This window comes from Novosphingobium sp. MMS21-SN21R (genome assembly GCF_031846015.1).
In the GTDB taxonomy this organism is placed as follows: domain Bacteria; phylum Pseudomonadota; class Alphaproteobacteria; order Sphingomonadales; family Sphingomonadaceae; genus Novosphingobium.
Window position 1 is genome coordinate 1,827,279 of the sequence record NZ_JAVRDU010000001.1, and the last position, 18,783, is coordinate 1,846,061.

Here is an 18,783-nt window from a genome sequence, read left to right on the forward strand (position 1 = left end):
AGGCTCAACTTCCGGCACTTGAAAGTGTGAAATGTTGCGCCCATTAGCACAGGCCATGACCCAGGACGCATCACCAGACCTCGATCGGCTCCTCGCCGGATACCGCCGTTTCCGTGAGCAAGGCTGGACGCCCAAGCTCGAACGTTGGCGCGAACTGCGCGAAAGCCAAGAGCCGCAGGTTATGATCATCGCGTGCTCCGACAGCCGGGTCGATCCTGCGCAGATTTTCGATGTCGCCCCCGGTGAAATATTCGTTGTCCGTAACGTGGCGGCGATGGTGCCGCCCTTCGAGACGACGCCCGGCCATCATGGTGTGTCGGCAGCGCTGGAATTTGCGGTGCAGGTGCTCAAGGTCAAGGAAATCGTGGTCATGGGCCACGGCATGTGCGGCGGCTGCAAGGCCGCGTTGACCCAGGACCTCAAGGGCACGGAACCGGGCGAAGGCGGTTTCATTGCCGATTGGATCGCGCTGCTTGACGGCGTGCGCGACGAAGTGGTCGACAAATACGGCACCACAGGAAGGCCGGCCGAGCGCGCGATGGAACAAGCGGGCGTTCGCGCGAGTCTGACCAACCTGCGCACCTTCCCGTGCATTCGCCGCAAGGAGGCCACTGGCGAACTCCGGCTGCGCGGTGCGTTCTTTGCCATCTCGGACGGCCTGCTGCACGTGCTGGACGAAGCCACGGGTGAATTCACGCCTGCCAACTGAGACTGAAGGCCTCACCCACGAATGAGAAAAGGGCGGCCCGCGAAGGCCGCCCTTTCCGTTTCACTGTACGCCGATTGGTTTACGGGCGCGCCTGCGTTGCGGCAAATGCGCTCCACAACCGGGCCAGTGGTGCACGCACACCGCCTACTTGCGCGAACGAGGCCTTGGCGTCCTCGAACTTGTCGAGATCGACCTGCGCGATGCCGAGGCGGGTAAGGGCGCGGTCCTTGTCGACACCGCCCTTCTCGATGGCCATCTTGTACATTTCCTCAGCCTTGGCGGCCTCGTCGTAAGAGAGATAGGCGTCGGCCATGGCGAGGGCGGACTTGCCGTCCTTGCCTGCACGAGCTTCACGGTCCAGCGCAGGCAGCGAGGCCTTGTCGGGCGCGATGCGGCTCTTCGCCTGCGTCATGGCATCAAGGACGAACGGATCATTCGCCTTCAGCACGCCGGCCTTGACGCCCATTTCCGCGACCTTGAGCACTTCGCCCGGCAGACGGCGGGGATCTGCCGATTCAATGTATTCGACGTATTCACGTTCGACATACTTCGGATCGTTCTGGAAACCGCCTGAGCGTAGCAGAAGACGGCCGAGGTCCAGCGATTCCTGGTTGGTGAACGTGCCGAACTCGCGCACGAGCTGACCGGCGCCGAGCCAGTTGATCGGCGTGGGATCGTTTTCGACCATCAGCGTTGACCATTCGATGGCCTGCGGCCCAAGGCGGTTCTTGTAAGCGATCAGGTTGGCGCGCTTGAACCAGGCGTCAGGCACTACGCCGTTTGCCGCCTTGCGCGCGGCAACAGCGCCCTTGAGCGAGTCAAGCGCCTGCGGGTTCTGGCCGAGCTGCGAGTAGGAATCGGCGAGAACTTCGGCAGCGCTGTCGTCGTTATAGTTGGCAGCGACAAGCGGGCCGAGGACCTTCGTCGTGGTTGCGAAATCCTTGTTCTGATACGCGGTCATGCCGAGGTAATAGGTAACAAGCGCCGTTTTTTCGGCATCCAGCTGACCGCTGTCGATCATGTTCTGGAGGCCCTTCTGCTGAAGAGCGGGATTGCCGACAAGCGTTCCGATCTGCTGCTGCCATTGGCCGAAGATGATCCGGTCAAGCGGCGTCTTTACGGTGCCTTCAGCTGCTTCAAGCTGGGGAATGAGAGCCGTAGCCGCAGCCTTGTCTTTCGACGTCATCACATCGCCCACAGGCTTTTGCAGTGCCTGCGCAACCTTGATGAACTCAGGCGAATTTACCGCCTTGGCAGCCTTCTGTTCCTTTTCCTTCGCGACCGCTGCGGTCGCGCCAATGGACAGCGCGCCAGTGGCGAGCACGAGGGCCATGGCAGTCTTGCCGATCAACCCGAAAGTAGCACGCATAGAAATCGTCTCCTGTTCAACCGGATGAACGCGGCGGGGCTACCCTGCCCGGCGCCTTGCCCATCCCGGTGTCCTCTCACCTTTGGTCGATCCCGCTAGTGACGCGGAAATCGGGCCTTGGCAACGGGGTGAGCGCTATCCTTTTCACCTTGAACGACGATTGAATGACACCTCGACCGATTATTCAGGCAATCCGTCGCAAGTGTGGAAAACCGCGCGCTAATCCGGGCGATCCGGTGGCACTTGCTGGTCATCGCGCGGCAATTGGCCTAGGGCCTTGTCGTATCCCTGAAACAAAATGAAAAAGCCACCACAGTGAGCGACGACACCACGATCATCGACCCCCCCGTCCCCGCCCCGGAAGGCGAGTTCCAGCGGATCGACATCGTCGATGAAATGAAAACCAGCTACCTCGATTACGCGATGAGCGTGATTGTAAGCCGCGCGCTGCCCGATGTGCGCGACGGTTTGAAGCCGGTTCATCGCCGCATCCTGTGGACTTGCCACGAAAACGGTTTCACCTCGACCAAGGCCTATCGCAAGTCGGCGCGTATCGTCGGCGACACGATGGGCAAGTACCATCCGCATGGCGACAGCGCGATTTACGACGCGCTCGCGCGCATGACGCAGGACTGGTCGATGCGGCTTCCGCTGATCGACGGTCAGGGCAACTTCGGATCGATGGACCCCGATCCGCCGGCGTCGATGCGTTACACCGAAGCGCGCCTTGCCAAAGTGGCGGATTCGCTGCTCGGCGATATCGACAAGGATACGGCGGACTTCACGCCGAACTACGATGGTTCGGAACATGAGCCCCAAGTCCTGCCCGCGCGTTTTCCCAATCTGCTGGTCAACGGTGCAGGCGGTATCGCGGTTGGCATGGCCACCAACATTCCGCCGCACAATCTCGGCGAAGTGATCGACGGTTGCCTTGCTTACATGGACAACCCGCTCATCACCATCGATGAGCTGATCCAGATCATTCCTGGGCCTGACTTCCCCACCGCGCCGCTGATCCTCGGCACCGCCGGTGCGCGCAAGGCTTACCACGAAGGCCGTGGCTCGATCATCATGCGTGCACGCCACAAGGTCGAGGAAGCGCGCGGCGACCGCCGTGCCATCGTGCTGACGTCGATCCCCTATCAGGTCGGCAAGTCCGGCTTGGTCGAGAAGCTGGCCGAAGCCGCCAAGGACAAGCGGATCGAGGGCGTCTCGGACATCCGCGATGAATCGAGCCGTGAAGGCGTGCGCGTCGTCATCGAACTCAAGCGCGATGCAACGCCCGAAGTGGTGCTCAACCAGATCTGGCGCAACACGCCAGCGCAATCGAGCTTCCCGGCCAACATGCTGGCGATCCGCGGTGGTCGCCCCGAAGTCCTCAACCTCAAGGACATCATCGAAACCTTTGTGCGCTTCCGCGAGGAAGTGATCACGCGGCGCACCAAGTTCGAACTGAACAAGGCGCGCGACCGCGCCCATATCCTGCTCGGCCTCGTGATCGCGGTGAGCAATCTCGATGAAGTGGTGCGGATCATCCGCGGTTCGCCCAACCCAGCTACGGCGCGCGAAAAGCTGATCGCGCGCGAATGGCCGATGGGAGAGATCGCGCCTTATATCCGTCTGGTCGAAGCCATCGAGGAAATCGGCGCGGCGGATGCGGCGACCTATCGCCTGTCTGAAACACAGGTCCGCGCCATTCTCGAACTGCGCCTGCATCGCCTTACCGCGCTGGGCCGCGATGAAATCGGTGGCGAATTGGAAGGCTTGGCAATTGCGATTGCCGAATACCTCTCGATCCTGGGTGACCGTGAGAAGCTCTATGCCGTGATGCGGCAGGAACTGATCGAAGTGCGCGCCGCCTTCGCCACGCCGCGCCTGTCCGAGATCACCGCGCCCGCCGATGGGATCGAAGACGAGGATCTGATCGAGCGCGAGGACATGGTCGTCACGATCACGCTCGATGGCTATATCAAGCGCACGCCGCTTTCCACCTTCCGCGCGCAGAACCGGGGCGGCAAAGGCCGTAGCGGCATGGCGACGAAGGAAGAGGACGCCGTCGCGACGATGTTCGTTACCAGCACCCACACCCCGGTGCTGTTCTTCTCGACCGCAGGCAAAGTCTATCGACTCAAGGTCTGGCGCCTGCCTGAAGGCGGGCCGACGACGCGCGGCCGTCCGGTGGTCAACCTGCTGCCAGCGCTCGACAAGGACGAGACCATCGCCACCGTGCTGCCGCTGCCCGAGGATGAGGCGGAATGGGGCAAGCTCTCGGTCGTGTTCGCCACGGCCAAGGGCAACGTGCGCCGCAACTCGATGGATGCCTTCGCCAACATCCCGTCGAACGGCAAGTTCGCGATGAAGTTCGACGCCGATGACGACGGCACGCCTAATACCGACCGGTTGATCGGCGTAGCTCTGCTCGAAGCCAGCGACGACGTGCTGCTGGCCACCCGTTCGGGCAAGGCGATCCGCTTTGCCGGTGACGAAGTGCGCGAGTTCACCAGCCGCACCTCGACCGGCGTGCGCGGCATGACGCTGAAGGGCGATGACGAGGTGATCTCGCTGTCGATCCTGCACCGCGTCGGCGCGACGCCTGACGAGCGCGAGGAGTATTTGCGCTTCGCTCCTTGGAAGGGCGAAAAGGAAGGCGAGATGGCCGATCAGGAGCGCTATGCCATGATGGCCGAGCGTGAGCAGTTCATCCTCACCGTCTGCGCCAATGGCTATGGCAAGATGTCGTCGGCCTTCGAATATCGCCGTACGGGCCGTGGTGGTCAGGGCATCACCAATATTGACAACATCGGCCGCAATGGCCCGGTGGTGGCGAGCTTCCCAGCGTCTCAGGCCGATCAGTTGATGCTTGTCACCGATCAGGCCAAGCTCATACGCCTGCCACTCGCCTCGCTGCGGGTGATCGGACGCGGTTCTGCAGGGGTGCGTCTGTTTACCGTGGCCGACAGCGAACACGTGGTCAGCGCGGTGCGCTTGGCCGAGGATACCGAGGGTGGTGACGAGGGCGAGGAAATCGTGGGCGAGGCCGCTCCGGAATGAGCGACCTTCCCGTCCTCGCCTACAAAGTGTTGACCGGGCCGCAGATGGCGCAGCTTGAAGCGGATGGCATTTTCAAGGGCGCGCCGGTCGATCTGGCGGATGGGTACATTCATCTGTCGGCTGAGGCCCAGTTGACCGAGACGGTGGACAAGCACTTTGCCGGGCAGGACGATCTGCACGTTTTGGCGGTCGATCTTGCGGCACTGGGCGATGCGGTAAAATGGGAGCCTTCGCGCGGGGGGGCGCTGTTTCCGCACATCTATGGCGATCTGCCGTTGAATGTTGCGGTGGCGTATGGCCCGTTGGAGCGGGATGAGGCGGGTTTGGTCAAGCTGCCGGTGGCGGGCTAGCCTGCGCCGAACTCGCCCCTCGCCCGCAGTGTCTTGATCACGCCGGTGCAGATCAGGAACTGGCCGAAGTAGTAGAGCGGCCAGATCAGCAGGTCGGGGATAACGCTTCCTGCCAGAGGCCCCATCCGCGCAAAGATCAGCAAGTCCGACACTACGAACAGCATCGCACCGAGGCCGACCCGGTAGCGCGGGAAGCTGCTCATCCATGCGGCGGCGGCCATGCCCGCGAGGCTTAGTGCATAGAGCGCAACATCCGGCGCGCGGCTCAATTGCCATGCGATCAGCGGCACGCCGATCAGCGTGGTAACGGCTGCGGCTTTCTGACTGCCGGTCGGATTATCCCGGCGATGCTTGAGGTAGAGCGCGATGGCGACGAGATGGCCGAACAGGAACGCCACTGCCCCGCTGGTGAAGCTGAGTTCCAGCACCATGTCGCCAACGGCTCCCAGTGCCATGACCAGTGCGAGCAGATGGGCGTTGCGTGACGGATGGTGGGCCCAGGCGTAAGCCGCCAGCAGCGCGACGCCTGCGCCTTTCCACAGGATGAGCCATAATCCCGGTACGTGGCCTTTTGCCGCCAGCCAATAGCTGACGCCTGCGACGAGACTTGCCACCAGCCACGGCCGTTTCTCGATCAGTGCGCGCTTGGGCACTTGTCCCCTTTCCCTCGTGTTCCGACGACGGTCTTGCCGCAGCGGCGCCGCAATGCCAAGGGCTTGGGCATGACGCATCAGGTACATATCATCGGCGGCGGAATGGCCGGCAGCGAAGCGGCGTGGCAACTGGCACGTCGGGGCATCTCCGTGCGATTGTCGGAAATGCGCGGCGGGGGCGATACGACGGCTGCCCATAACAGCGACGGCCTGGCCGAACTGGTCTGTTCCAACTCGTTCCGCTCGGACGATCATGAGAAGAACGCGGTCGGCCTGCTCCATCAGGAAATGCGCGAGTGCGACAGCCTGCTGATGGCAGCCGCCGAGAAGGCGCGCGTTCCGGCTGGGTCGGCGCTGGCAGTGGACCGCGATGTGTTCTCCGCAGCGGTTGAGGAAGCGCTAGCCGCCCAGCCGACGCTCGAGATTGTTCGCGAGCGGGTGGACGTTCTGCCTTCGAACGGCCTGACCATCGTGGCGACCGGACCTTTGACCGCCCCTGCCCTCGCCTCCAGCATCGGGGCAGCGACAGGAGCGGACAGCCTTGCCTTCTTCGATGCGATTGCGCCGATCGTTTACCGCGATTCCATCGACATGGACGTGGCTTGGATGGCCTCGCGTTGGGACAAGGGCGCGGAAGCCTCGCTGGCGCTGGGCGGTGATGGGCGGGACTACATCAACTGCCCGATGACTCGCGAACAGTACGAGGCGTTCTGGGCCGAACTGGTGGGCGGCGAGAAGACCGAGTTCAAGGAGTGGGAAGCGAACACGCCCTACTTCGATGGCTGCATGCCGGTCGAAGTCATGGCCTCGCGCGGTGTTGAAACGCTGCGTTTCGGCCCGATGAAGCCGGTAGGCCTCGACAACCCCCACTGGGCCACCCCTGAACACCCCAACGGCCGCTGGCCTTATGCCGTGGTGCAGCTGCGCCAGGACAACAAGCTTGGCACGCTGTGGAACATGGTTGGCTTCCAGACCAAGCTGAAGCACGCCGAACAGGTCCGCGTGTTCCGCACTATTCCGGGACTCGAGAACGCCGAGTTTGCGCGGCTCGGCGGCCTCCACCGCAACACCTTCCTCAATTCGCCGACCCTGCTGGACCGCCAATTACGGCTGAAATCGGCGCCCAACATCCGCTTTGCCGGGCAGATCACCGGGTGCGAAGGCTATGTTGAAAGCGCGTCTGTCGGCATGCTGGCAGGGCTGATGACAGCGGCACAAATAGCCGGGAAAGACTGGACGCCGCCACCGCGCACGACCGCGCTCGGCGCGCTGCTTTCGCACATCACCGGCGATGCAGAAGCCGAGACCTATCAGCCGATGAACGTGAATTTCGGGCTGTTTCCGCCCTTGCACGATGTGAAGAAGAAGGCGCGCAAGGAGGCCTATACCGAGCGTGCCAAGGCCGACATGGCGGGATGGGTGGCCACACTGGCCTGAAACAGTAACAGGCCCTCTCCCGACCCATCCCCCCTTCAGCAGGCTCGGGGATCTGGTGGGAGTCTATTTGCAGCTGCACTTCTGCTTTGGCCTGGGCTTGTCCTTGGGCCGCGTTGTGGCGAATTCCTCGCGGCTGAGCCACAGGTCCGAATTGCCGTCGGCAAACTTGAACTTGTCCGCCGTGGTATGCGCCCATTCCTCGAAGGTCAGCAGATTGTTGCCGTCCTTGTCGAGCTTGCGGAAATCGCGAGCGCGGCTGCTTAACATCTCGTTGCGGGTGATGCGGTTGTCGCGGTCCTTGTCGAGCATGTTGAAGCGCTTGGTTTCCCGGCCCACAGCAGTCGCTTCAGGAGGCGCTACGCCAATAAGCCCCTCGGCGTCGGCGCTCGGCAGGTCTTCAGGCTCTGCATCGGGCGCGGCTTCCACTGCGAGCGCAGGCGCCTCACCACCAAAGCCCGTCTCCGCCCGCCCCTGCCACCAGAATACGCCCGCCGCGACAAGCATCAGCGCGGCAATCCCGCCCAGCAATCCACGCACCATGGTTTCGGCTCCTGATCAGAGCGCCGAAACTAGCCTGCCAGACGCCCGTCCAGCACGGCCAGATGCTTCCGGATTGGCAGGACCTTACCGCCCGAACAGGCCGACCCGGACAATCGTGGCAAAATCCGACAGTGGCGAGGTTGCTCTGGCCTGCTGCGCACGCATGGCCATGACGCGAAATATCGACAGGGGCCGCATTGCCTTGGGCAGCCTCTTGATCGGTGGCGAAGGCTGCGACGGACAGGACAGCGCTGTGGCTTCGGCGCGAACACGGTCTAGATCCTTGACGCCTCCAATGCGCGCGAGCGCAACATAGGCTTCTACCTCTGCCTTGGCCAGTTCGGCACCGCCATCCTCGCCGACGATGCGCGCTTCCCAACCGTCGACAAGGCCGCACAGCGCGGCTGTCTCGCCCTCCCAAGTGTGCAGGGCGGCAAGCACCGGCTCGCCCTTCGGCCATGCCGCGGAAGGCTCTGACAGTCGGTCGCGCCACCATGCCAGGCGCAACTGAATCATCAGCGGATCACGCCCCGGGCGCGCCGCCTCGGCAAGGCGATGATGAAAAAAAAGCAACGCCTCCCACGCAGGACGCACGGAAAAAGATGCATAGGCGATGGCCAGTCTTTCGACCGGAGTCAGGATTTCCGCGGGTTCCAATGGTAAATTCGTCATTTACGGGCGCTCTCGCATTGCACGTATGTTTAACCAGTCTTCAACCACGACGGTTCAAGATGAACAAACCACGACATTCTAATGAATGATTCCGGAAGTTTGCCCTGGTCCCCGGAAGCCGGAATGAGGCCTGTAACAAGATGATCGCAAAGTTACGATCACTGATGCGCGCTCTGACAGGAAACAACAGCGGCAACGCTGCGCTCCTGATGGCGCTCGGCATGCCCGCCATGATCGGCGGAGCGGGTTTTGCTGTCGACACGGCGCAATGGTACATGTGGAAGCGCGAGTTGCAGTTCGCGGTCGATCAGGCGGCGCTTGCGGGGGCCTGGTCCCGCACGCAGACGAGCACAAAGGACGCCTATTCCACGCGTGCCTTGCAGGAGTTCAACGCCAACCTATCGATCACGACCGACAAGGTGAACGGCGTTCCTGCCGTGACCCTGGCAAACTATTCGGGCGGAACCAACAACAGCGTGACCGTCCGGGCATCGCTGAGCGAGACACTGCCATTTTCCAGCTTCCTGACCGGCAAGGGCACCACGATTACGGCCTATGCTCAGGCGGCATTTACCTCGGGCGCATCGTTCACGTCGTGCCTGATCGCGCTCGACGATGACGCCAGCGGCGCCGTTACGATTGGCGGCACCTCGGTGGTGACGGCGCGCTGCGGCATTGCCGCGCTTTCGACGTCGGACAGTTCGATCTTGGTCGCAGGCAATCCCGAGATCGACGCCGGGTGGATCCTGTCGCGCGGCGGTGTGGACGACTGGTTCGACACGCATACCGACGACGAAGTGCACGATTATCTTGAAGGGCTGTTCGATCCCTACAAGGACCTGACGACACCAAACCCGACCGAAAGCCAAGTGTCGCGGTCGTACAACTGCGTCAAGGGAACCACGACGACGCGCGCTGACAGATCGAAGAAGACCAACATCACCTATACCTACTGGAAGGGTGAGACGATTGCGCTCGCCACCGAGCAGGTCACCAACCAGAAGAACGCGAACAAACCGAGCGAGACGACGGTGGGCGAAAGCTACGTCATCGTCGAGAACACCGTGATCAATGGGACGGTCTACACGACGACAGACACGTGGACGGCGACCAACAGCGCAGGCAAGAACACGGTCTGGGAAAAGAAGACGACGGTCGTCGCCACGACCTACTCCAACGTCACCAAGAATACCTCCCCTGACCTCGCTTCGGTCCTGCCAGGCACTTACGTCGGCGGCATCAAGGTCTCGTGCACGACAACGTTCGGCACTGGCGTTTATGTCATCGATGGGGGCGGCCTCGAGATTGACGGCCAATATGCCGTCGTCGGCAGCGGCGTGATGTTTATCCTGAAGAACGGCGCCTATATCAAGATCAACGGCGGATCGAACATCAACCTGACCGCCATCCAGTCGTCCGACCTGGTTAGCCGCGGGTTGACCGCCACGGCCGCCAACGCTCTTGCCGGCATGCTGGTGTTCGAGGACCGCAGTTCTTCCGGCACGGACCGCAGCAAGATCAACGGCAACGCATCGACCGTTCTGAACGGCACCATCTATCTGCCGAACAGCGGACTGGACTTCACTGGAACGGCCAAGGTGTCGAGCCAGTGCCTGATGATCGCGGCCAATACCATCACGATCAGCGGCACCGCCAACATGACGTCGTTCTGTCCGGCTGGCATGACCGAGGACACGATCGTGGCAAGCGAGATCAGCCGGGTAAAGCTGGTGGTATGATGCGGCTGCGCTCCTGCCTCGACAGACTGGGCCGCGACAGCGCGGGCACGATGATCATCGAAACCGCGATCATTGCGCCTGTCCTGATCCTGCTCAGCCTTGGGGCCTATCAGGTCAGCAGCCTTGTTGCCCGTCAAGGCGAGTTGCAAAGCGCCATGGGGATTGCTGAAGGCGTCGCCCTCGCATCTCAGCCAAACACGGATGAAAAGCGCACGACGCTCAAGAACATCATAGCCGCCTCGACCGGACTGGCGGCAGCCAATATCCAGGTGGCTGGCGCCTATCGGTGCAATTCCGGCCAGACGGTATACGATGCAGAAAGTTCCTGCACCGCAGGCGACAAGGTCTCCCGTTATGTCCGCATCCAACTCACGGACAGCTTCGTTCCAGCATGGCGCGAGTTCGGGATGGGTAAAGACATCACGCTAAATCTGGACCGCTACATCCTGATCGAACAGAAGACCAAGACATGATGCGGTCGTTGCTTCGTGACCGCAGCGGGTCGGTCGTGGTTGAATTCGCCTTGATCGGGCCGACGTTCATCGCGCTGATGCTGGGCGTCCTGCAAATCGGCATGGGCATGCAGAACTACAATGCACTGCGTTCGGTCGGTTCCGACGTGATGCGTTATGCGGTGGTGAATTACCAAACGAACAACGACGTGACCAATATTCAGGTCAGGGACTACGCGCGGTCAATTGCGTCGCGCGCACCTTACGGGCTCAACAGCACCCGGCTCGCTATCACAGTAGCACCCGTGGCAACATCGCGCGTATCGGGTACGATCGAGAAGACACTTACACTCACTTATAGCGTGCCGACGGTTCTGACGATCATCGGTTTCGGCGAATTTCCGATCACCTACTCGCAGTCGATATTTCTGGTGAACGACTGACTTTCGGCACTGGCTGACGAAAAATTTTAACTACACTATCGCCGACTGACCGGGCAAGATCAGCATATTTTACTCGGCCTTTACCTTGTAAATTTTACCAAGTATTACGTATTAGCGCGTAACCATGCCCGCATGGCGCATGTTCCTCCTTTCCAGCACCCATGCCTGGCTATGCCGTCAGCTGCTGTCATTTCAGCGGTACGTCTGCTGCGCGCGGTTGCACGCGACGATAGCGGGAATGCGCTCAGCATCATTGCGTTTTCCATTATCCCTCTGCTTGCTCTCGTCGGTTCAAGCATCGACATGGGCCGGGCCTATCTGGTCCAGTCGCGCCTGCAACAGGCCTGCGATGCCGGCGTGCTGGGCGCACGCAAGGAACTGGGCGCAATCGACAATTTCGACGCAGACACCGATGGCGCCATGGTCGCATCCAAGGGCAACCGCTTCTTCAATGTGAACTTTGCCGACGGCATCTACAATTCGATCGATCGCGACTTTCAAATGGCGATTGAAGACGACATGTCGATCAGCGGCATAGCTTCCGTGATCGTGCCGACGGACATCATGCAGTTTTTCGGCAAGGACGAGATCAATGTCGATGTGAGCTGCCGCGCTGAGCTGAGCATACCCAACACAGACATCATGATGGCGCTCGACGTCACCGGATCGATGGCCGAGACAAACCCCGGCGATACGGCGGCAAAGATCTCGGTGCTCAAGACCGTGGTCAAGCAGTTCTACAACACGATGGAAACGACCCGCCAGCCCGAAAGCCGGATCCGTTACGGGTTCGTACCCTATTCCACGAATGTGAATGTCGGCAGCCTGCTCAAGGATGAGTGGGTCGTCTCGTCATGGAACTATCCGTCGCGCACCCTGGTAGGAACAAGCAGTAGCGGCGGACTTTACGGGTATTACAGCGCGGTTTCGCCTGTCTCTGGCGGATACTCGACGGCGCAATCAACCTACGCCGCAACCCAGGCCTGGGACGGAAGCTACAGTTGTCCGCACGCCGCAAACTCCATGACAACCTCGACCGCGCTGGTTTCGACGACAACGCAGGCTACCACAAATCCCAGCGGGACGCGGACGACCTACACCTACAACCGAACGCGCAATGGCAATGTCTACTCGGCAACTCGTTCGGGCTCGACATGTACGCTCTCGACAACCTCCTATTCGAACTACGTCGACACCTATAAGTACATCACCGAACCAAGCCTCGGCACGGGAAGCTCCTGGCTTTACAAGGACGTAACCAAGGACACGGCGAACTGGCGCACCGAGTCCAACGGCTGCATCGAGGAGCGCAAGACTTACGAGATCGACGACTACGACAATGTGGATCTTGACCGCGCGATGGACCTGGATCTCGACATGGTGCCTTCGGCCGGCGATCCTGACACGCAGTGGCGCCCGATGTATCCATCGATGATCTACGAGCGTTCCAAGCCGTGGAGCGGCGGAGGGACGTTCACCACTGCCGAAGTTACGACAAATGCGGAATACATTTCACCCTATGTCGCCGGCTTTGCAGCCTGCCCCACCGCAGCCAAGAAGCTCCAGGTCTGGACACAGGCAGATTATGACGCCTACATCGACGGACTGGTGGCAGCAGGCAGTACCTATCACGACATCGGCATGATCTGGGCGGGTCGGCTGTTGTCGGGCACCGGGATTTTTGCAGCCGAGAATGCCGACGTTTCGGCCCGCCAGCGGACCAGCCGCCACCTGATCTTCCTGACCGATGGCCAGACTTCGTCACTCGACATCAGCTATTCTTCCTACGGCGTCGAGCCACTGGCGCAGCGCCGCTGGAGCCCTGCCTCGGCGTTGACGCTGACCCAGACTATCGAGAAGCGATTTTCGTTTGCCTGCGAGGAAGCAAAGAAGAAGAACATGACCGTCTGGTTCGTCGCCTTCGGCACCGACCTTAATCCGATCATGACCCAATGCGCGGGCGCTGGGCACTACTTCAGTGCAGCCAATGCCGATGAACTGCAGGACGCGTTCGTCAAGATTGCCAAGTCCATTGGCGACCTGAGGCTGGCCCAGTGACCGCAGCAACCCGCAAGGCCAGGCTTCGGCGCGATACCGAGGGTGCAACCGCGGTCGAGTTCGCCCTCATTTCGCCGGTCATGGTGCTGGTGCTGATGGGCCTGTTCGACATGGGTTACTCGCTATATGCCAGCGTCATGTTGCAGGGTGCGCTTCAAGGCGCAGCGCGTGCATCCACGGTCGAGGGCGCAAATCTCACCCTTTCGTCGATCGATCAGATCGTCGAGGATCAGGTGTTGCGCGTGGTGCCGAACGCAGACTTGGTATTTACCCGCAAGGCCTATTCGAATTTCTCTGATGTCGGCCTCGCTGAAGATTATACCGACACGAACGGCAACGGCGCTTGCGACGCGGGCGAGCCTTACGAAGATGCCAATGGCAGTGGCACATGGGACCAGGATCGCGGGGCGACTGGTCTCGGCGGCGCGCGCGATGCAGTGCTCTATTCAGTGCAGATGACCTACCGCCGCCCTTTCCCGATGGCGTCGTTGATTGGCTTGCCTGAAGATATCACCAATACGGCCAGCACCGTCTTGCGCAACCAACCTTACGATCTTCAGAAAAGCGTCGCCAAGCTGGGGAATTGCGCATGAACAGGATGCTCCGTTCGTTGCGTCGCTTGCGTCCAAGCCAGTCCGGGGTTGCTGCGGTCGAGTTTGCGCTCGGCCTTCCCCTGCTGCTTTCGGTGGGATTGTGGGGCGCTGAACTCGGCAACCTTGCGATCACGCACATGCGCGTCAGCCAGCTGGCCATGCAGATTGCAGACAACGGATCTCGCATCGGCGACGTGTCGATGCTCGAGAATCTGAAGATCTACGAGACCGATATCAACGACGCTTTCATCGGGGCGAAGGTCCAGTCAGGCGGCCTCGACCTGTTCAACCACGGCCGGGTCATCATGAGTAGCCTCGAAGTTGTCGATGGCACTGCGGACACGCAATACATCCATTGGCAGCGCTGCAAGGGCAAGCGCAACGTCCAGTCGAGCTATGGTCCCGCCGGGACTGGCGCAGACGGCTCACTCGAAGGAATGGGGCCGGCTGGCGAGGAAGTGACCGCTGCTGCCGGCGACGCGGTGATCTACGTAGAAGTCGAATATGAATATCAGCCGCTGGTTTCCGCGCGTTTCGTGCCCGGCGCGATCATCCGCGCAACGGCCGCGTTCAACGTGCGTGACGACCGCGACCTGACCCAGATATTCCAGCGCGACGCTGCATCACCCGACCCGGTTGCAAGTTGCACGGTCTATGATGGTTATGACTGAGAAATGAGAAGGGCGCCGGGATGAACCGGCGCCCTTTGCACATCAAACGGCGTCTGCCGGTCAGCGATAGCAGACCTTGCGCACGGCATCGGCAACTCGCTTGGCATCGATCAGCGCGAGCTTTTCGAGGTTGGCGGCATAAGGCAGCGGCACGTCCTCATTGCAAACCCGCAGGACCGGGGCATCGAGATTATCGAACCCTTCCTCCATGCATATCGCCATGATTTCGGACGCAATCGAGCAGACCGGGAAACCCTCTTCGGCAACGACGAGCCGGTTGGTCTTCGCGAGCGAGGCCAGAACTGTTTCCTTGTCGAGCGGACGCAGCGTGCGCAGGTCGATCACTTCGGCATCGATCCCCTCGCCCGCCAGCGTTTCGGCAGCCTCGAGCGCCAGGCCGACGCCGATGGAGTAGGACACGATGGTCACGTCCTTGCCCGGACGGACAATGCGCGCCTTGCCTATCGGCAGGACAAAATCATCCATCTGCGGGACGTCGTAGCTGCGGCCATAGACCAGTTCGTTTTCAAGGAAGACGACCGGATCTTCGCTGCGGATCGCGGCCTTGAGCAGACCCTTGGCATCGGCTGCGTCGAACGGCGCAATCACGATCAGACCGGGGACGTTGGCGTACCACGGACCATAGTTCTGCGAATGCTGTGCACCGACGCGGCTGGCTGCGCCGTTGGGGCCGCGGAACACGATCGGGCAGCGCATCTGGCCACCGGACATGTAGTTGGTCTTTGCGGCCGAGTTGATGATGTGGTCAATCGCCTGCATGGCGAAGTTGAACGTCATGAACTCGATAACCGGACGCAGGCCGCCCATGGCTGCGCCCGCGCCGATGCCAGCAAAGCCGTATTCGGTGATCGGCGTGTCGATCACGCGCTGCGGGCCGAATTCTTCGAGCAGGCCTTGCGTAACCTTGTAGGCGCCCTGGTACTCGGCGACTTCTTCACCCATCACGAAGATGCGGTCGTCGGCGCGCATTTCCTCGGCCATCGCATCACGAAGCGCCTCGCGCACTGTGGTCGAAACCATCGCGGTGCCAGCGGGAATCTCGGGATCGGCGGCGGATACGGTGGAGACCGGCTTGACCGCCGCAGGGGCGGATGCAGCCGCAACCGGCGCAGCGACAGGTGCCGCCTGAGGTGCGGGCGCGGGAGCAGCATCTTCACCATCGCCCTGAAGCGTTGCGATCACGGTGCCGACTTTCACGCCTTCCGTGCCTTCAGCCACGAGGATCGCGCCGACGACGCCTTCATCGATGGATTCGAATTCCATCGTAGCCTTGTCGGTTTCGATTTCGGCAAGAATATCACCGGATTTGACGCTGTCGCCTTCCTTGACCAGCCACTTGGCGAGCGTGCCCTCTTCCATCGTCGGCGAGAGCGCGGGCATCTTCAGTTCAATCGCCATCTCAGTACTTCCCCACCAGCACGTCGGTATAAAGTTCCGCGATTTCCGGCTCGGGCGAGCTTTCTGCGAAGTCAGCTGATTCGGCGACGGTCTGGCGAATGCGCTTGTCGATCTCCTTGATCTTGTCTTCGGTTACGCCGCGCTTGAGCAGTTCGGCCTTCGCCGCCTCGATCGGGTCGTGATTGTCGCGCATGTCCTGCACTTCCTCACGGCTGCGATACTTGGCTGGATCAGACATCGAGTGGCCGCGATATCGGTACGTCTTGAGCTCCATCAGGACCGGACCATTGCCTGCACGAACATATTCAAGAGCCACTTCGGCCGCCTGGCGCACTTCCAGCACGTCCATGCCGTTGACGTCCATGCCGGGGATCCGGAACGCGGTGCCGCGGCGGTAGAAGTGCGTTTCAGCTGATCCACGCTTGACCGCGGTGCCCATGGCATAGCCGTTGTTCTCGACCACGAAGATGATCGGCAGCTTCCACAGCGCGGCCATGTTGAAGGTCTCATAGACCTGGCCCTGGTTGGACGCGCCATCCCCGAAATATGCCATGCACACGCCGCCATCGCCGCGATACTTGTGCGCGAAGGCAAGCCCTGCACCCAGCGGCACTTGGGCGCCGACGATGCCGTGGCCACCATAGAACTTATGTTCGGTGCTGAACATGTGCATCGAACCGCCCTTGCCGCGTGAGATGCCCGCGCCGCGACCGGTCAGTTCGGCCATGATGACCTTGGGATCGATACCGTAGGCGAGCATGTGGCCATGATCGCGGTACCCCGTGATCACACTGTCGTGACCTTCCTTGAGCGCCGACTGGAGACCGACCGCGACAGCTTCCTGCCCGATATAGAGGTGGCAGAATCCACCGATCAGACCGAGGCCATAAAGCTGTCCTGCCTTTTCCTCGAACCGGCGGATCAAGACCATCTGTTCGTAGAAGGCTAGCAGCTGCTCGTCAGAAGCGTCAAAGCGCTTGTTGTTCGCGTGTGCCTGCTGGAGGCTGCGCAATGCAAAAGCGGCTTCATCGGCGACGGACGACGCGATGACGGGTTCTGCCGGGACTGGCTTTGCCCGCCTTGCGGCGGGCTTGACGGCGGGTGTTGCGGCTCTGGGCCTGGCGGGCTTGGCCAAGTCGGGGTTTCCTTTTCTCGCAGCCTCGGGTCCCGTGCAGTCCGGAACGTGGATAAAGCCTATACCCAAGAGCGAGGCGTTCGCAACGCCGTTCGGTGGATACGAACCTTTTGCGGATACCTATGCAAATATTGCGAACCACATTGGTACACGGTTCGCGGATGCAGCAGCGAGCGGACGCCGGAACGGCCCCACCTTGCAGTGATCGGGCCATTCAATGTGTTGAGATGTTGGTGCACCCGGAGCGATTCGAACGCCCGGCCCTCAGATTCGTAGTCTGATGCTCTATCCAGCTGAGCTACGGGTGCCCACCAACGTTATGAAGCAGCGCCCATGGCCCTGCCGTTTCCCTGAAATTCCCCGGTGAAGGGAAATGGTGCACCCGGAGCGATTCGAACGCCCGGCCCTCAGATTCGTAGTCTGATGCTCTATCCAGCTGAGCTACGGGTGCTGGGAGACGCGCCTTTAAGGGTGTCCATTTGCTTTGGCAACCCCTTCAAGCAAACGAATGACCGCTTGTGCGAGAGGAATGTCGAGCGGGGGCATCGAGAGGGTAGGCAGTGCCTCGGCGGTCACCCAGCGCACATGAGATCCCGGCTCGACCGCGCGCGCGATCCCTTTCCATTGCGGGACGCCAAACAACAGCAGCAGGATCGGCCTGCGTCCGGGTGAAGGCGGCTCGCAAGCAAACGTAATCGGGAAAAGATCAGCCGGATCAAGCTGTAGGCCGAGCTCCTCGTCGATTTCCCTTACAAGCGCGCCTTCAGGTGATTCACCCTGCTCCAACTTGCCGCCAGGGAACTCCCACAGCCCACCGTGAGCCTTGTTTTGCGGGCGCTGTTGCATGAGCACGGTTTCCTCCGGTGACATGATGGCAGCAGCTACGACGACTCTGACTGTCGAATAATTTTCCATGCGCCCTGCCCTCGTCAACCTTTTCTTAGGCACCTGCGGGTAGAAACCACGGTGCCGCAATCTTGGAAATGACCATGAAGATCTTGCTTCGGAAAATCTTTCGCAACGAAAGCGGTGCCACGGCCATCGAATATGGACTGCTGATCGCTTGCATCGGCATGGCCATGATCTTTGGCATGAAGTCGTTCTCTGATTCGATGTACAACATGTACCTGACGGTAAACAACAACACTTCCGAAAAGGTCGGTTCGAATTAACGGCTTCTTAGGCTTTGATGCGTAAATCTACGAATGCTCGCTCCGGGGACAAAGTTGGAGCGGGACGGGAATGAAGACACACTCTAGGAGACTGACCATGAAGCTTTTCCGTGACCTGCTCGCAAACAACGAAGGCGCCACTGCAATCGAATACGGCCTGATCGCCGCTCTCGTCGCTGTTGCCGCAATCGGCGCCATGGGTGCACTCGGCGACTCGCTGAGCAACACCTTCAACGGCGTTTCGGGTGAAATGGACAACTCGCTCTAAGAGCTTGAGGCGTCCAACCGGACGCTGATCCATCTACGAACGGAAGGGCGCC

General features: G+C 61.0%; 19 protein-coding genes and 2 tRNA genes. 12 read left to right on the forward strand and 9 right to left on the reverse strand.

All coding sequences use genetic code 11. From position 1 onward, the window contains the following. Positions 1–55 precede the first annotated feature (55 nt). A complete protein-coding gene (locus tag RM192_RS08845; protein ID WP_311507168.1) occupies positions 56–709 on the forward strand; it encodes a carbonic anhydrase in 654 nt (217 codons plus the stop codon). A gap of 79 nt (positions 710–788) precedes the next feature. Here the strand turns inward: RM192_RS08845 and RM192_RS08850 are convergent, their stop codons facing one another. Next, positions 789–2,078: a hypothetical protein gene (locus RM192_RS08850; RefSeq protein WP_311507169.1), complete on the reverse strand. Its 1,290-nt coding sequence runs from the start codon at positions 2,076–2,078 to the stop codon at positions 789–791. A gap of 315 nt (positions 2,079–2,393) precedes the next feature. On the opposite strand from RM192_RS08850, the gene gyrA reads away from it, so the two are divergent. Continuing rightward, positions 2,394–5,129 carry a DNA gyrase subunit A gene (gyrA, locus tag RM192_RS08855; protein ID WP_311507170.1) on the forward strand — a complete coding sequence of 912 codons (2,736 nt, stop codon included), beginning with the start codon at positions 2,394–2,396 and terminating at the stop codon, positions 5,127–5,129. Continuing rightward, entirely contained in the window at positions 5,126–5,479 is a 354-nt protein-coding gene (locus tag RM192_RS08860; protein ID WP_311507171.1) for a DUF952 domain-containing protein, read from the forward strand. Before gyrA ends, RM192_RS08860 begins: the two co-directional genes overlap by 4 nt. Here RM192_RS08860 and RM192_RS08865 read toward each other — a convergent pair. Next, on the reverse strand, positions 5,476–6,132 hold the full coding sequence (locus tag RM192_RS08865; protein WP_311507172.1) for a lysoplasmalogenase: 657 nt from the start codon (positions 6,130–6,132) through the stop codon (positions 5,476–5,478). The two genes, RM192_RS08860 and RM192_RS08865, sit on opposite strands and share 4 nt — an antisense overlap. Before the next feature lie 69 nt (positions 6,133–6,201). Here RM192_RS08865 and trmFO point away from each other — a divergent pair, with 69 nt between their 5' ends. Continuing rightward, entirely contained in the window at positions 6,202–7,569 is a 1,368-nt protein-coding gene (trmFO, locus tag RM192_RS08870; RefSeq protein ID WP_311507173.1) for a methylenetetrahydrofolate--tRNA-(uracil(54)-C(5))-methyltransferase (FADH(2)-oxidizing) TrmFO, read from the forward strand. A gap of 63 nt (positions 7,570–7,632) precedes the next feature. On the opposite strand, the gene RM192_RS08875 is transcribed toward trmFO, so the two are convergent. Both RM192_RS08875 and RM192_RS08880 read right to left on the reverse strand, forming a co-directional pair. After that, complete coding sequence (locus RM192_RS08875; RefSeq protein WP_311507174.1) at positions 7,633–8,109, reverse strand: hypothetical protein; 477 nt, start codon at positions 8,107–8,109, stop codon at positions 7,633–7,635. Between the two features lie 84 nt (positions 8,110–8,193). Next, positions 8,194–8,625 (reverse strand): hypothetical protein, encoded by a 432-nt coding sequence (locus tag RM192_RS08880; protein ID WP_311507175.1) that lies wholly within the window; start codon positions 8,623–8,625, stop codon positions 8,194–8,196. 320 nt (positions 8,626–8,945) lie between these two features. On the opposite strand from RM192_RS08880, the gene RM192_RS08885 reads away from it, so the two are divergent. From RM192_RS08885 to RM192_RS08910, 6 genes are all read left to right on the forward strand, one after another. Continuing rightward, the gene (locus RM192_RS08885; RefSeq protein WP_311507176.1) at positions 8,946–10,520 is read left to right on the forward strand and encodes a TadE/TadG family type IV pilus assembly protein; all 1,575 of its coding nucleotides are present in this window, start codon (positions 8,946–8,948) and stop codon (positions 10,518–10,520) included. Further along, complete coding sequence (locus tag RM192_RS08890) at positions 10,520–10,993, forward strand: hypothetical protein (RefSeq protein WP_311507177.1); 474 nt, start codon at positions 10,520–10,522, stop codon at positions 10,991–10,993. The genes RM192_RS08885 and RM192_RS08890 overlap by 1 nt, the downstream gene beginning before the upstream one ends. Continuing rightward, the gene (locus RM192_RS08895; protein WP_311507178.1) at positions 10,990–11,415 is read left to right on the forward strand and encodes a TadE/TadG family type IV pilus assembly protein; all 426 of its coding nucleotides are present in this window, start codon (positions 10,990–10,992) and stop codon (positions 11,413–11,415) included. Before RM192_RS08890 ends, RM192_RS08895 begins: the two co-directional genes overlap by 4 nt. A gap of 171 nt (positions 11,416–11,586) precedes the next feature. Then, positions 11,587–13,473 carry a Tad domain-containing protein gene (locus tag RM192_RS08900; RefSeq protein WP_311507179.1) on the forward strand — a complete coding sequence of 629 codons (1,887 nt, stop codon included), beginning with the start codon at positions 11,587–11,589 and terminating at the stop codon, positions 13,471–13,473. Next, positions 13,470–14,066: a TadE/TadG family type IV pilus assembly protein gene (locus RM192_RS08905; RefSeq protein WP_311507180.1), complete on the forward strand. Its 597-nt coding sequence runs from the start codon at positions 13,470–13,472 to the stop codon at positions 14,064–14,066. Before RM192_RS08900 ends, RM192_RS08905 begins: the two co-directional genes overlap by 4 nt. Continuing rightward, on the forward strand, positions 14,063–14,737 hold the full coding sequence (locus RM192_RS08910) for a TadE/TadG family type IV pilus assembly protein (protein ID WP_311507181.1): 675 nt from the start codon (positions 14,063–14,065) through the stop codon (positions 14,735–14,737). Before RM192_RS08905 ends, RM192_RS08910 begins: the two co-directional genes overlap by 4 nt. Positions 14,738–14,797: 60 nt before the next feature. On the opposite strand, the gene RM192_RS08915 is transcribed toward RM192_RS08910, so the two are convergent. From RM192_RS08915 to RM192_RS08935, 5 genes are all read right to left on the reverse strand, one after another. Further along, positions 14,798–16,156: a pyruvate dehydrogenase complex E1 component subunit beta gene (locus RM192_RS08915; RefSeq protein WP_311507182.1), complete on the reverse strand. Its 1,359-nt coding sequence runs from the start codon at positions 16,154–16,156 to the stop codon at positions 14,798–14,800. 1 nt (position 16,157) lies between these two features. Next, positions 16,158–17,204, reverse strand: coding sequence for a pyruvate dehydrogenase (acetyl-transferring) E1 component subunit alpha (gene pdhA / locus RM192_RS08920; RefSeq protein WP_409233826.1), 1,047 nt, complete (start codon positions 17,202–17,204; stop codon positions 16,158–16,160). Positions 17,205–17,522: 318 nt separating this feature from the next. Further along, positions 17,523–17,599: transfer RNA gene (locus RM192_RS08925), tRNA-Arg, on the reverse strand. A gap of 66 nt (positions 17,600–17,665) precedes the next feature. Then, positions 17,666–17,742, reverse strand: a tRNA-Arg gene (locus RM192_RS08930). A gap of 14 nt (positions 17,743–17,756) precedes the next feature. Next, entirely contained in the window at positions 17,757–18,206 is a 450-nt protein-coding gene (locus tag RM192_RS08935) for a (deoxy)nucleoside triphosphate pyrophosphohydrolase (protein ID WP_311507184.1), read from the reverse strand. 68 nt (positions 18,207–18,274) lie between these two features. Between RM192_RS08935 and RM192_RS08940 the strand changes: the two genes are divergently transcribed. Both RM192_RS08940 and RM192_RS08945 read left to right on the forward strand, forming a co-directional pair. After that, positions 18,275–18,463 (forward strand): Flp family type IVb pilin, encoded by a 189-nt coding sequence (locus RM192_RS08940; RefSeq protein WP_311507185.1) that lies wholly within the window; start codon positions 18,275–18,277, stop codon positions 18,461–18,463. A 97-nt stretch (positions 18,464–18,560) separates the two neighbouring features. Further along, positions 18,561–18,731 carry a Flp family type IVb pilin gene (locus RM192_RS08945; protein WP_311507186.1) on the forward strand — a complete coding sequence of 57 codons (171 nt, stop codon included), beginning with the start codon at positions 18,561–18,563 and terminating at the stop codon, positions 18,729–18,731. Positions 18,732–18,783 lie beyond the last annotated feature (52 nt).